This window comes from Emticicia sp. BO119, from assembly GCF_013912375.1.
GTDB lineage: Bacteria > Bacteroidota > Bacteroidia > Cytophagales > Spirosomataceae > Emticicia.
This window is the reverse complement of sequence record NZ_JACETV010000002.1, coordinates 259,748-274,278: the sequence shown is the minus strand read 5'-3', so window position 1 is coordinate 274,278 and position 14,531 is coordinate 259,748. Positions and strand designations below refer to the sequence as shown.

Genomic DNA, 14,531 nt, shown 5'->3' with positions numbered 1-14,531 from the left:
TTTCGATTCAGCCGAAGCTTGTAGTTACATAATAAAACTTTTGGGAATTTTGTAAAATGAAAGTCAAACTACCTGCATATAATGGCAAAGATAATCTGGTGATGGCAATAGTTACACCAGTATTTGCATTTACATTCAATTATTACAATTTCCCCCGGCAATACTTTGCCAGTACCTTTAATTTTCTGGTGCTAAGTATCAGCACACTATTCGCGTTCGGAGCCTATTTTATTTTTTGCGGGGCAATAGCAGTGCAAGTCAAAAAACGGTTCCCAAATGAGCGGCAAATTTCTATGCGCCTTTCACTTAGCATTACTTGTTTTTTATTATTGACTTTTCTTTTTCTATATCTGTACTTAAATAAGCTGGAAGATTGGTTCAGTTTTCTCAATTATCATTTTGTTGAAACTGATTTGGCCTGGAACTACGTATCATTGGCACTTCTTAATATTTTTATAACCTTTCTGATGGAAGGTATTGTACAATATAACGAATGGAAAAAGAGCAAAGAAGAAAATGAAAAGCTGAGTATCGCTTATAAAAAAAGCCAGTTAAATGGATTGAAGAGTCAGGTAAACCCACATTTTTTATTCAATAGCCTTAATTCGTTATCCAGTCTGATTCAGGAAGATGAGAACGAGGCTGAGACATTCCTGAACGAAATGACCAAAGTCTATCGCTATATGCTCCGAAATGACGAAGATCCGATGGTTACACTCGAAACAGAACTAAAATTTATCAGATCTTATACGCATATTCTGAAAGCACGTTATGGTGATAGCCTGCAATTAAAAATTGATATAGCAGATCATTCAAAGGCTAACCTGATAGCACCACTTACTCTACAGGTATTGATTGAGAATGCCTTTTCACAAAATATCATGAGCAAAGCCAATCCACTGAAAATAGCTATTCGTTCAGATGATACAGATAATTTACTATTCAGAAACACAGTAAATCCTAAGTCTATTACAGAAGCGATAGATTTTGAGTCAGGCTTAGATCACCTCGTTAAAAAATATCAATTATTAGGAAAGAATGTTTTAGTGAACGAGCAGAATATTACCTGCCGGAGTATCACCATACCATTAATATTGAAAGAGAAGGAGGTGCCAGATGAACTTTAAATCAATACCCAAACTTGAACTTTTCAGTTTTCTGTTTTCAATGCCATTTATTGTGGTTGTGGCTCATTTGTTTATGTTTGAAAACTCTATCTGGTATGACTCTCGCTTATGGCTGTATTCTTTTCCTCTGGTTTTCGTTTTAGGCTTTATTGTCTGGTTGATACGTTTACGTTATAATCAGTATCTCGAAAGAATTTATCCGCAAGTACAACAAAGCTTTGAACGAATTTTAAGAAAATTTATCTCATTGTTAATAATTTGTTTAGTTGCCACTTTTCTCCCAATCACACTTTACGGCTACTTTCATCTTTTTGATTATGATTATGAAATTGCTCATTTCTGGAAATGCTTTGCCTGTGTTTTTTTTATCTATCTTACTTTCGAAACCCTGTTTGAGGCTGATTTTATTCTGTCAAGATTAAAAGAAACCGCTATTGAAAAAGAGACTCTCCGACAACTGGCTATTAATCAGGAGTTTGATACACTCAAAAGCCAGGTGAATCCTCATTTCCTGTTTAATTGCTTCAATACACTTTCATCATTAATTACAGTAGATAAACAGCGAGCCGGCCAGTTTCTTGATGAACTCAGTAAAGTTTACCGATATTTGCTCAGAAACAACGAAGAAGGTATGAGTACTGTCGAAAATGAAGTCAAATTTATTCATTCATACTTCCGTCTATTACAAACCCGACATGGCGAAGCCGTAAAAATGAATCTACAGATAGACAGGCAATACTATAGCTATCTGATACCTTCGCTTACCTTACAGCTTTTAGTCGAGAACGTAGTAAAACATAATTCCCTGTCTAAAAACAAGCCCTTAGTCATTGATATTTTTTCTACAAGAGGTAAGCAACTTGTGGTGAACAATAATATTCAACATCGAACTGTCAAAGTTTCAAGTAATGGCGTAGGACTCGAAAATATCAGAAACAAATACAATCTTTTAAATCAACCTGGATTTCAGATTCTGTCTGATAATAAAAATTTTACAGTAGTGCTACCACTGATATGGAAGTCTCATACAATTCATTCATAAAAATCCTCAATTCATCCATTATTCGGCTAATTGTACTTAAACATGTATGATGTTCAATAGCAGATTTTTAAATTAGTATAAAAATACTCAGTATAACTCTTTCTGTACGTTGGTTTATGAAAATTTTAATTATTGAAGACGAAGATCTGGCAGTAAAAAAACTCCAGAAAACACTTGCAACTGTAGATACTACTGCCAATGTAGTAGGGATTGCTGATAGTATCAAGGGGAGTGTGGAATGGCTTACGGCTAATCCTTCACCAGACTTGATTTTAATGGATATCGAGTTGGCAGACGGACAAAGCTTTGAGATATTTAATCTGATAGACATTAAATGTCCTGTTATCTTTACAACATCTTATGACGAATATGCCCTTAAAGCATTCAAAGTGAATAGTGTTGATTATTTACTGAAACCTATACAGAATGATGAGTTACAGGCAGCTTTAGAAAAATTCAAAAAGTTATCGTCTACATACAAACCGACAGATAATTCGTTAGAAAAAATAGTAAAAGAGTTGCAGCAAAAACTGCAACCTAAGGAGTACCGTAAACGTTTTCTGGTAAAGTACAGTGCTAAACTGGTAAGCATTGAAGTAAAGGATATTTGTTATTTCTATAGCGACGGACGCCTTAACTTCTTTAAAACACCAGATAATAAAAGATACGCTGTAGATTATACGATGGATGAACTGGAAGAAATGCTTGAACCTGAACACTTTTTCCGGATCAGCCGGGCATTTTATGTTTCCGTAGGGTGTATTACTAAAATTGAAGATTACTTTGGCAATCGATTAGTTTTATTGCTTAACCCTACAGTCGATAAAGAAGCTATCGTCAGCCGAGAAAAAGTAACTGATTTTAAAAAGTGGATGGGTAAGTAAACAATACTATAATTTTCAGAAGCTAACATAGCCCAGATTCAGAATGCTAAACTAAATAAGAAAAAAAGGTCGAAACTATCAGTCTCGACCTTTTTGATTTTCACTTTATTTTCTAAATACTCAAACTATATAAAAACAACACTATGCTTCAGTTTTTACCCTTCTTTAGGCATTTTTGCAGGTTTTACAGTCTGCAAATATCTGTAAATAGCTTTTAGCTGATTATCATTCATTCTCTTGAAAGAATTCCATGGCATTTCACTCTGCGGAATAACTTTTCCTCCTTTTAAACGGGCAATAAAAGCTTCTTCACTCCATCCATAAATCCGGCTTGAACTATCGGGCGTAATATTTGGAGTAATAAGCTCTCCCATTTTATTTCCCCCAGCGAACTGTTCTCCAGTGTAGCCACCAGCTAACCCTCTGCGCGTATGGCAACCAACACAGTTAGCTACATTATGCGCCAAATAACGACCGTATTCTGCAGTAGTATCCACTTTTACTGACTTCTGTATTTTTTCACTTGGCCAGACAGGTTCAACCATAAAGGCTTTTATTATTCTTCCCATTGGCTCAATTTCATGCTGTTTTCTTGGCTTATTAACAGGTTTTAGCGAGCGTACATAAGAAACGATAGCTGTTAAATCTTCATCTGATACATTATGGAAAGGCATAAAGTCAAACATTGCCGTTCCATCAGCACGAACACCATATCGTAGTGCCCGTGCAATCTCTCCATCTGTACGCTTTCCAATACCATGAGTCGAATCAGATGTAATATTTGGTGAATAGATTGTAGCCACCGGAGGTATTTTAAATTCAAAACCCCCACTTAGAGGAACTTCCTGACCTAAAGCAATCAACGAATCAGCATTTGCCGTGCTATGGCATGAAGCACAATGAGCTGGTCCTAAAGCCAGATCTTTGCCATGCGCTATAACGGAACTATCTTTACTGGCTTTTATATCGGGATATGGTGCTTCGTAGGTGAGATTCTGGCGCAGCGATACGGTTATTACAAACCCTACAACCAACACCAATAAAGTAATACCTATCCTTTTTAAAGTTTTAAGGAGAATTTTCATAATTGTATAAAGTTGAGATTAAAATTTCTTTTGAAACGGAAGTGTACTATTAGTACCTTCAATAGTAAGATTAATGACTCTTGTGCCATTGGTTTCTGTATCTAAAGTATAATAGTAGATATTATCTTTAGCTATTTCATTTTCGTTCAACTGGCGGTCTTCAACGACTTTCCCGTTAACCGTGCGACGATATTTGGAAGCGTAAGCATGAGTCGTAATAGTTCTGGCAGAAGCATTGACTTCAATGGTTCCTTTGGTAACCGACTGCTGATAGGTCTGGCCTGTGCTGGTGGTGGAGCCTGATGTGAAGTATTGCTCATAGGTGCCATTGTCATTGAACTTAAAAGCAATTGCCAGTTGTAAAGCATTACCAGTATAAGTGGCCGGATCCTGGCTCCAATACTCAGTCATAGAAAATTGCCCGAACATCCAGCTACCCTGAATACCCATAGGTACTTCTGTCTTTGGGCCGTTTCCATATTCGGCCTTAATTTCATTTACCTCACAGCCCATCAGTAATGAAGAGACCAATAAGGTAATTGTTACAAATAACTTTTTCATAAATTCATTTTTTTGTTTCTTGGGCAAAACTATTACGGCAGACAGACACAAGAAATGGCAACTCTGACGAGCTGCAAGAATTTAAGAACGAATTGTGTTTTTTGGAGGAGAAAGTGTTTTCTATGAGATTACAAATAAGCAACCTATAAATAACTTGGTTCAGGAAAGAAATTTGCTTTAGAAATAAGCAAACAGAGTTCAGAAATGATTGTATATTAGGCTTATTTAACAGAAAAGCAGTTATAACTGATGCTATAACTGCTTTTTTTGTTTTTGTGTTAATAGACGGAATCCAACCGCCGACACAAAGATTTTCCATCTTTAAGAAGGTGTACTTATATGGTTAAATATGGTCTCACATGGCTTTTTTACGTTATTTTTTATACATTTAGATATATATTAATACGTATAAAACCACCAAATGTTTTAGTAAAAAAAATACTATTTAGAATAAAAATTGAATTAGAGCATGTTTAAATTTTGTTATTCTGACCGAAAAGTTCATATTTTTCAGATAGACGAGCGGTCCGCCGCTGCGGGCGCATTTTGCAGATGTAGCCGGCAGCTACATCGAAAAAATGCAACGAAGTATTGCTGAAAAAGATGGGCTTTGTAGGTCGAATCATAATTTTTAAACATGCTCTTACATCAAGTTGAGTATGCAATTTCAAAAGAGACATTTAATTCAGTCATCTTTCCATATCTTCTGCATCATCAAAGGTTTTCCTGGCAGGCTAATTACTTAGCTTCACCTCTTTACTATTGTCCTCTATCTCCCATTCTATCAGTAAGTGATTAGGGTCTATACCAACACGGGCAGGTTTTTGCGGTACCGTTACAGTAATGCTCTGCTGGCCGGATTTAATAAGACGCTTTTGTAGATAAAGTTGTTTACCTGTTTCCTTTCCAGCTTCGGCGGGTGCAAACACACCGATTTCTATCCAGTCATTCATAGGTAATTTAGTTTCTGTACCAGCAGTATCTACTGCCCATTTTCGTGCTGCTATGTTGAGTGTCACCTGCCAGAAACCTGCTTTGGTTTTCTTTGCCGTAGCCTCTTTTGTTTCAAGCTGCCAGAAAATATTCTTCTCAAAGAAGTCGTGCAACAGATAATGAAGCGAATCCGGTGTCACTACTTTTAATTCTCGATAAAGTGCCAGCGAAGTTGGCAAAGGCAAACTTCCAGCAGGATGTTTCACCAGTAAGTGACGGAGTGCATTATTAACCCTATTCCTATCAATATACTGGCTTAGCGCATATAATACAAAAGGGCCTTTACGATAGTATTGGTACCAGTCATCAGCTCTAAGCAGTGGTAAGGCAGCACGGGTGCGCGGCGTCTCATTCTCTTCTCTTAAGAAATCTAATAGCCTGTGTAGTTGTTCAAAACCATATTTATCCTCAAAAACCCCCATAGCAGAATACCAGGCCAGGCTCTCTGAAAGCAACCCCGCCCCTTCTACCCGAGCGGGTGTCAACTGACCTCCCCACCACTGATGAGCCACTTCGTGTGCCACTACTGCTGTTACCAGATCAAAACCTCTTGGGTCACCTTTTGGGTTCAGAAGAAAGAAACCCTCCTCGGTTGTTATAGTACCAGGTGTTGAATGATTATTGCTGCCATATCCGGGATAAGAGATAAACTTAATCTGACGATATGGGTAAGGACCGAACTGTTGGGCATAATAAGCCAACGAAGCCTGTACACTCTGCATCATGCGTTCCAGATTTTCTGTTTGGCCTGGATCATAGTAGATTTGTATAGCTATATCTTTCCAATACCTCTCATACACCGCATATCTGGCCGAAAGAATATTATATTCATTCCTGATGGGCGCATCAGTAATATAATGAAAGTATTGGCGTCTACCTTTGGTCCAGGATTGACGCAGTTCCCCAGGTGCTACTGCGGTCTGACCACTATCAGTGCCTATAATAGCTTCAAAATAGATTCGCTCAGTAAAAGGTGCGTTTTTGCGTGCGTTAATATCATAAAGTGAAGGTGTCCCAGGTCGCGCACAGAGTTTGTATTGCTTTCTCTGGCCAATATCATTAATTTCCCGATGAGATTGATACCCAATGGAAGGCAATAAGTCATAATTTTTAAAGTTGGTTCCATTAGCCAATACAGATGCGTCTGCTCCGTTGTTAGTAAAGCCCTGAGTTTTATGATGCACTTCAAAACTGAGTTGCAGTGAATCGCCGGGTTGGAGAGGTTTGGCAAGTATAAAAATGTGGTGACCCAATGTTTCATCTATTAATACCTGCTTTGATGGTCTGTTAATGCTAACATTGGTAGTTTGAACTGCATCAGCAGTAGCTACATGAATAGAGTCAATGGTTATCGTAGTATTATTTAACAAATAGTAAGTACCATGTATTTCTGTTTCCCTACGGTTGGGATAAATCTCAACCTGTAAGCTGGTTTTTATCAAAAGAGGTTGTGGTTGAGTCTTATACTGTCCATAAAGCTGCTCATATAAGGCCCTCTGCTTCATAGTGTCAGAGACAGGTTTGTATTCATTCACCACATTTGTATTGTAGAAGATGAAACCACCCGACAATAGAATGCAGCCAGCAGAAAAGGCAGTAATCAAAACAGTAGATGACCTGAAGCGATGGCGGGCAAGGTGAAGCCGAGCAATTAAGCCTGTTTCACGGCTTCTCACCCAGAGCAACCTCGTAACTATTGCCAATAGTAACGCCCATGCCACCCAATACATTTTAAACCATATCCAGGGCGCAAGAGAATTGCCGAAACCAGCCATAGCTGTATAAGACCATTTGGGACTATTTCCAAAAATGAGGAGTTTGTGCTCAATACCCAGATTAGGCGCATAGACGATAAATCCATAGACAAGAAGTGCTACCAAATGGCCTATAAATTTCTGATTGACCAGCACATGTATAAAGATTACAATTAGTGTAAAAAGTAGGCTGTCTACCAACTGTAGTCCAAAAAGAATCTGCAGGTATAGTCCGATTTCAATACCTGCTCCACCCAAAATCATCTGAACAACTATTCCTGCCAGCATCACAAAGACGAGCCATATTATGGCTAAAAGACTTAATGCCAGAAAACGACTTAAGAAAAGAACCCATTCAGCTATTGGTGTTACATTGACAATTTCGTTCAGTCTGGTTTCCTGCTCCCGCCATAATAGCTCACCGGTATAGTAAATAGTTAGCAGGGCCATGATAATCCAGAAAAACTTCGGTTCATTCAGAGGACCCGTCAGATAATGCAACACCTGGTCGGTTCTGGGAAAGAGAGGTACACCTCTTGCCTTTAGATTCCCGTCTCCCGGGGCAGCCATTCCCATCAATAGGGCAAGAACTGCCAGAAGAGGCAGGCCCGCACCATTTTTTGCCATTTGCAGAAAGGTTTTCCAGGTGAGGATGCGTAACTGATACAAATGCGAAGCAAATCCAAAAGTTCCTCTCACCTTTGGCAATCCTCCTCCCTCTGCCCACTTTAGTTTTTCTTCTATAATCTCTACACCAGGTTTGGGATATTTAACAGATTTCTGCTTTCGGCTTGTTTCCGGTAAAACGAACCGAAACCGGAAATAGGTGAATATCAGCATACCCAATGAAATGCCAAGCCAAAGAAGACGGTTTATAAGAAATGAACCTTCCAGCATAAGCAGGCGTGTATTCTTATCTATTGGACTCCAATCATTCTGGTGATTCATGATAGGAGTAAAACTCATAGGATCTACCAGACTCCCCCATTCTCCTTTATCCTTTAGCATCATCCAGAATAGATAAGCAGCTACGAAGAGAATCAGCCCTCCAAGATAACTCGCAATGGCCCGACGGCTGAGTGCCGCCAGCGAAAACTGAAAAGCCGTTGAGATAAAGACGTTGGGCAATAATATATAGAAAAAAGCAGTGAGATAAGATGCCAAGCGGAACGTTCCAAGAATCTCCCTTTCTATGCCTGAAAAATATATTGCAAACAGGATACCTATCGGTATAGCGAGTAGAATCAAGACATTGAGAATAAAAGCAGCCAGAAATCGCCCACCAAGATATATACCTTTGCTGACAGGAGTGGCATAGGTAAGGAAATGCATGCGTTTCTGTATATCACGGGTTGCTGCATTGCCTGCTACAGATGCCCCTATTAAAAGCCAATGAACGATGCTTAAAACCATGACAGTAGCAATGACAATGGGCGCATTAAGTAAAAAGTAGCCCTCCCGGGCATCATAGCTATAATTTTCAGTCACCACCAGAAAAGCAAAGCTCAGTACCACTGCAAAATAAAGCCAGGTAGTGACACTCCGTAACTGATAAATGAGTTCAAAGCGAAAAATCTTCAAGAATTTCATTTTTTCACCTCCTTCACTTTCAATGCTTTAACATAACTACCCGTGATAGTACTGAAGTACACGTCTTCCAAATTCGGCTCTATCGGCTCAAAACCGTTACCAGGCGTTTCAAGGCTGTAGATGTGAACCAATGTTCGGCCACCTAATAGTTTGGCAGAAATAACCTGATATTCCTGTTCCAATTCAGGCAGCATATTTTTATCTGTCAATTTGCGCCAGATTTTACCATTAAGCATTGCAACAGCTTCCAGAGTCGGGGCTTCCAGCAAAATCTCTCCCTTATTGATAATAGCCATATTCGTGCATAACTCTGATACGTCTTCCACAATGTGGGTAGAGAGAATCACCACACTTTTTTCGCCTAATTCGCTTAAAAGATTGAGAAAGCGTACACGCTCAGCAGGATCAAGTCCGGCAGTTGGCTCGTCTACAATCAATAGTTTAGGATTCCCCAATAAGGCTACAGCCACACCAAAGCGCTGCTTCATGCCACCTGAATATCCACCCAATTGCTGCTTGCGCTTTTCCCAGAGATTAGTTTGTTTAAGCAGGGCCTCAACAGTTTCTCTTCGCACAGCTCGATTGATGATGCCTTTCAGCACCGCAAAATGATCCAGCAATTCTTCTGCACTCACTTTGGGGTAAACACCAAAATCCTGTGGAAGATAGCCTAACGTTTCCCGCAATTCGTCTTTCTGATTTATTACATCAATATCACCTAAAAATATTTGCCCTTCATCCGGCTCTTGCAATGTAGCGAGTGTACGCATAAGAGTCGATTTACCAGCTCCGTTTGGGCCGAGCAACCCAAACATACCGGGTGGAATATCCAGCGATACATTATTCAAAGCCCTTGTGCCATTCCAATAGGTTTTAGAGACATGACGGATAGAAAGGCCAAAAGTATGATTTTCCATTTTATCTGAATTTTACCAGGTTAATCTTTCGAGATGAAGTAACTTTACCAATACTTCCTCATTTCTATTGCAAAGCAATTCTTAACAAAACAGAAAGTAAAAAACGATATGCTAATACTGTGAAGTAATCGACCAGTGGAGGCTTTGCTTCCGCCAAATCGCTGGCAGAACGGATTTGATCTTTCATAGATTAAGGTAAAGATCCTGTCGATAAGGCAACTACAGAATAGCAGGAAAAACTATCTTTGTTTGATGAATAGAGTTAAAAATATATTCTTGGTAGTCCACATTGTTCTCTGGACGTTGTTCAGTCTACTGGTAGCTTTGCAATTAGGAGGTGAAGGAAATCCCAGATGGTTTGCCACATCTATAGGATTCACTCTCACATGTTTATATGTTTTTTACGGCCATTTTTTTCTCCTGACCTACCATTCAGGTAAAATAAAGAAGAGAGATTATTTTTTCATACGGGCAGGAATCATGCTAAGTGGGCCGGTGCCTTTTTTGCTTTTTCGTTACGAAAAGCTCAATGCCTGGAATCTTTTATCTGAGTCCTATTTTATGCTCCTGATCTCTGCTGTCCCGATTTTTATGTTACTTAGCTGGCTGGCAAGGGTCACAGAAAATCTGGTATTGAATACTATAAAGAAAGAGCAATTGGAGAAACAGGCCGTGGAGGCTGAACTATATTACCTCAAATCGCAGATTAACCCACATTTTCTATTCAATACCCTTCATAATATTCATACATTGGTATATAAGCAGGCACCAGCGGCTCCTGAAGCAGTTTTGCACCTGGCTTCTCTTATGCGCTACATGATTTACGAGTCAAATGCCCCTACTGTACCAATCGCAAAAGAAATAGCTTATTTGCAGGATTATATGAATTTGCAACAACTACGTTACAAACAAAGCCCTGTGGTAGATTTAAAGATAGTTGGAGATACATCAGCCTGCCATATTGCTCCATTATTGTTTATTCATCTTCTTGAGAATGCTTATAAGCATAGCCCAGCCCGTCTCAACCCCGGCGATTTAAAAGTCAGCGTGGAAGTACAGAAAAATAACCTTACTTTCAGTGTGCAGAACCCTGTAGATAAGCATCCGGCTCATAACCTTAATGACCCCGGTGGCATAGGCCTGCCGAATGTCAGGAAAAGATTGGCCTTATTGTACTCTGGGCAGCACACGCTAAAGGTGACCAATATGGTGGACACCTTTTCTGTTGTTCTCAATATTCACAGTCTTCAATCAGAAACTCATGAAGGATAAACTCACTTGCTATATCATTGATGACGAACCACTGGCGCAGGAAATACTGGAAGAGTATATTTCTAAAGTTTCTTTTCTGGAGTTGAAAGGCAGCTTTATGAGTCCTCTGGAAGCCGCAGGTTCTCTGGAGAAAGACCAACCTGATATACTATTTCTGGATATAAACATGCCAGACTTGGATGGGCTTAGTTTCATGCAGATGCTGAACCGAAAACCCATGATTATCCTGACCACCGCCTATGACCAATATGCCTTGAAAGCCTTTGAATTGGATGTGAAAGATTACCTGTTAAAACCCTTTTCGTTTGAGCGTTTCTATAAAGGTGTCCTGCGTCTATATCAGGAACAAAACTCCAGACAACAACCTGAAAAGAACGCAACAATACCAGAAGTAAAAACCGAGCAGGAGTACATCTTTCTGAAAGTTGGTCACCGCATCCGTAAAGTGGCGATCCGTGATATTCTTTTCGCAGAGGGAATGAAAGATTATCTGCGGATTCATACCACAGAAGAGAAGATTATGACTCTTTTGAGTTTCGCTAAACTGGAAGAATTACTACCATCAACCGATTTTGCCCGTGTACATCGTTCTTTTCTGATTGCAATTGATAAAATAGATCACATCGAAAAAAACAGAATCTGGTTAGGAGATCAAATTATACCCATTAGTGATACTTATTCCGAATCTTTCTTTAAAATGCTGAGAGGTATTCAATAGAGTATATTTATGATTACTTTAAAAAACGATACCTATTTTGTACCTAAGAAAAAAGGCAGTTAAAACCTAAGTTCTAACTGCCTGATTATCTTGGTGGTAATGGACGGAATCGAACCGCCGACACAAGGATTTTCAGTCCTTTGCTCTACCAACTGAGCTACATTACCCTATTACCACCATTCCCCGTGATTTGGGACTGCAAAAGTAGACAAAAAAAAATCAACTACAAACTTCTGACTAAAAAAATCTTAAAAATTTTCTTTAAACTTGTATTATCAAAAATTTAACTATATTTGTAATGGTATGCAAGCATACTAATATGGCGATATTTAAAGAGTTCCTATCAGTATTTAACAAAACTGACTCGTATGCAAATCCTATCACAAATACTATTCATCGTAGCTTTAGCCTTAGCTGCCTACTTCATTACCCGTAGAGTTATACTTATCAAAAAAACAATTCAGTTAGGCCATTCCGAAGACCGTACGGACAGGCCTGCCGAGCGACTCAAAACCATGCTCCTGATTGCCTTCGGACAAAAAAAGATGTTTAACAGGCCATTAGTAGGCCTGATGCATTTCATAATCTATGCTGGGTTTCTGATTATTAATATTGAAGTATTAGAAATTATATTAGATGGTGTCTTTGCCACGCACCGCCTATTCCTCCCTTTTTTGGGTGGTTTTTATAACTTTCTCATTAATTTTTTTGAAGTTTTAGCAATTGGAGTGCTAACTGTTTGTGTGGTATTTCTGCTTAGACGTAACATTCTGAAAATACAACGTTTTCAGGAAAGCCGTCATCGGGAAATGAAAGCATGGCCCCGGAATGACGCTAATATTATCCTGACTATTGAAATATTATTAATGTGGGCATTTTTAAGTATGAATGCCACTGATACACTATTGCAGGCAAGAGGAGTAGAACACTATACTGAAGCCTTCACTGGAAACTTTATTATAAGCCAATGGTTACAACCCGTTTTCAGTAACTGGAGCAACACCACATTGGTCATTTATGAGCGTTTCACTTGGTGGTTTCACATTTTAGGTATCATGAGCTTTGCTTTGTATGTTACTTATTCTAAACACTTGCATATCTTTTTGGCTTTCCCGAATACGTATTTCTCCAATCTTGAGCCTAAAGGACAAATGGCTAATATGCCTGCTGTGACCAAAGAAGTAAAAATTATGCTCGGTGTTGAGCAACCTGAGGCTACTCCTGCTGAAGTAGGGCGTTTTGGTGCTAAAGATGTGAAAGATTTAAGTTGGAAAAACCTGATGGATGCCTACAGTTGTACTGAATGTGGCCGTTGCACAACTGCTTGCCCTGCCAATATTACAGGTAAGAAACTCTCGCCCCGCAAAATCATGATGGATACACGTGACAGACTCGAAGATATACAAAAAGGCTGGCTGAAAAACGGGCAGACCTATGATGATGGTAAAACACTTTTAGGAGATTATATTTCAGAAGAGGAAATTCTGGCCTGTACTACTTGCAATGCTTGCGTGCAGGAATGTCCGGTTAATATCTCTCCTCTCGACATCATTCTCGAACTCCGCCGTTATAAGGTTATGGAAGAGTCGTCGGCTCCTGCATCATGGAATGCAATGTTTTCTAATTCAGAAAATAATATGGCTCCCTGGAAGTTTTCTCCGAGTGACAGGTTCAACTGGGTAGATAATTTAAAATAATTAGCCGTTAAATAAATAAATTGCTATTTTATTTGGGGAAAAATAGTTTTTTTTTATTATTGAATTATTTTAATGCCTAAACATTTTGCACTTAGTAAATATTTTTTTTAACTTTACATAGGCTTTACAAAAATATGTTGGCATATTATTTGAAATAAGCTGATATGTGTTGTAAAATTTTATTTTTAGCCTAATGTGCATTTTTGCCTCTAACCTCCATGAGAAAATTTAATTCATCCATGTTTTTACAATGGATAGTTTTTATGCCGTTGTTATTACCATTGGCCATTGTTAGCGGGGCATTTGATGGTATTAAGCGTGTTTTTGAGCAAGCTACTTCTGATATTATCGAAAAAGAAATAATATCCTGATTAGCTTAAAGCTTTCCAAATCCGATAAAAAGCGTCTGGCCCAAAGAATTTATCTTTAGGACTCCACTTTTTTATTGCAATACATTCAGGCAAACTTCTGAACAATACTTTTTAATTGAGGTAGTGACAGAACTCCCGATTGTCGCCATTTTAATTCGCTCTTCTTAAATAACATGAGTGTTGGCACCCCGGAAACTTTGTACTTTGAGGCTAATTTCGGATTTTTATCTACATCAATCTTTACAATTTTCAGGTTCTCACCTTCTTCCTGTGCTAATTGTTGCAGCGTAGGGGATAATACTTTGCATGGTCCGCACCATTCAGCAAAGAAGTCAATCAATATTGGTTTTTCTGAGGCAATCAGTTCTTCAAATGTTCCCGTCATTGTTGTATGTTTTTATATGTTCTTTCTATTAACAAATAATAAGTGTTGGAGGTTTCAGAATTGCTGTCTGAACTTTGATTTACCTGATTTGATGATATTTGAATAATTAAGAACAGAGTTTAAATTATTACTTTG

General features: G+C 38.6%; 12 protein-coding genes and 1 tRNA gene. 6 read left to right on the top strand and 7 right to left on the bottom strand.

Going from position 1 to position 14,531, the window contains the following annotated elements:
• The first annotated feature begins 56 nt into the window (after window positions 1–56).
• The 3 genes from H1R81_RS08175 to H1R81_RS08165 all read left to right on the top strand — a co-directional run bounded on the left by H1R81_RS08175 (window position 57) and on the right by H1R81_RS08165 (window position 3,053).
• Window positions 57–1,127 (top strand): sensor histidine kinase, encoded by a 1,071-nt coding sequence (locus tag H1R81_RS08175; protein WP_181840216.1) that lies wholly within the window; start codon window positions 57–59, stop codon window positions 1,125–1,127.
• A complete protein-coding gene (locus H1R81_RS08170; protein WP_181840215.1) occupies window positions 1,117–2,169 on the top strand; it encodes a sensor histidine kinase in 1,053 nt (350 codons plus the stop codon). The genes H1R81_RS08175 and H1R81_RS08170 overlap by 11 nt, the downstream gene beginning before the upstream one ends.
• A gap of 116 nt (window positions 2,170–2,285) precedes the next feature.
• Window positions 2,286–3,053: a LytTR family DNA-binding domain-containing protein gene (locus H1R81_RS08165; RefSeq protein WP_181840214.1), complete on the top strand. Its 768-nt coding sequence runs from the start codon at window positions 2,286–2,288 to the stop codon at window positions 3,051–3,053.
• Window positions 3,054–3,208: 155 nt separating this feature from the next.
• Here the strand turns inward: H1R81_RS08165 and H1R81_RS08160 are convergent, their stop codons facing one another.
• The 5 genes from H1R81_RS08160 to H1R81_RS27590 form a co-directional block, all read right to left on the bottom strand.
• Window positions 3,209–4,138 (bottom strand): c-type cytochrome, encoded by a 930-nt coding sequence (locus H1R81_RS08160; protein WP_181840213.1) that lies wholly within the window; start codon window positions 4,136–4,138, stop codon window positions 3,209–3,211.
• Between the two features lie 18 nt (window positions 4,139–4,156).
• A complete protein-coding gene (locus tag H1R81_RS08155) occupies window positions 4,157–4,699 on the bottom strand; it encodes a hypothetical protein (protein ID WP_181840212.1) in 543 nt (180 codons plus the stop codon).
• Window positions 4,700–5,433: 734 nt separating this feature from the next.
• Complete coding sequence (locus H1R81_RS08150; RefSeq protein WP_181840211.1) at window positions 5,434–9,036, bottom strand: M1 family aminopeptidase; 3,603 nt, start codon at window positions 9,034–9,036, stop codon at window positions 5,434–5,436.
• Window positions 9,033–9,953, bottom strand: coding sequence for an ABC transporter ATP-binding protein (locus tag H1R81_RS08145; protein WP_181840210.1), 921 nt, complete (start codon window positions 9,951–9,953; stop codon window positions 9,033–9,035). The genes H1R81_RS08150 and H1R81_RS08145 overlap by 4 nt, the downstream gene beginning before the upstream one ends.
• 64 nt (window positions 9,954–10,017) lie before the next feature.
• Entirely contained in the window at window positions 10,018–10,140 is a 123-nt protein-coding gene (locus H1R81_RS27590; protein ID WP_255463062.1) for a hypothetical protein, read from the bottom strand.
• Window positions 10,141–10,205: 65 nt separating this feature from the next.
• Between H1R81_RS27590 and H1R81_RS08140 the strand changes: the two genes are divergently transcribed.
• A complete protein-coding gene (locus tag H1R81_RS08140; RefSeq protein ID WP_181840209.1) occupies window positions 10,206–11,225 on the top strand; it encodes a sensor histidine kinase in 1,020 nt (339 codons plus the stop codon).
• A complete protein-coding gene (locus tag H1R81_RS08135; RefSeq protein ID WP_181840208.1) occupies window positions 11,215–11,943 on the top strand; it encodes a LytTR family DNA-binding domain-containing protein in 729 nt (242 codons plus the stop codon). Before H1R81_RS08140 ends, H1R81_RS08135 begins: the two co-directional genes overlap by 11 nt.
• Before the next feature lie 91 nt (window positions 11,944–12,034).
• Here H1R81_RS08135 and H1R81_RS08130 read toward each other — a convergent pair.
• Window positions 12,035–12,110, bottom strand: a tRNA-Phe gene (locus H1R81_RS08130).
• 201 nt (window positions 12,111–12,311) lie between these two features.
• Here H1R81_RS08130 and H1R81_RS08125 point away from each other — a divergent pair.
• On the top strand, window positions 12,312–13,640 hold the full coding sequence (locus H1R81_RS08125) for a 4Fe-4S dicluster domain-containing protein (RefSeq protein ID WP_181840207.1): 1,329 nt from the start codon (window positions 12,312–12,314) through the stop codon (window positions 13,638–13,640).
• Window positions 13,641–14,096: 456 nt separating this feature from the next.
• Here H1R81_RS08125 and trxA read toward each other — a convergent pair whose 3' ends face one another.
• Window positions 14,097–14,396, bottom strand: a complete 300-nt coding sequence (trxA, locus tag H1R81_RS08120) for a thioredoxin (protein WP_181840206.1) — start codon at window positions 14,394–14,396, stop codon at window positions 14,097–14,099.
• Between the last annotated feature and the right edge of the window lie 135 nt (window positions 14,397–14,531).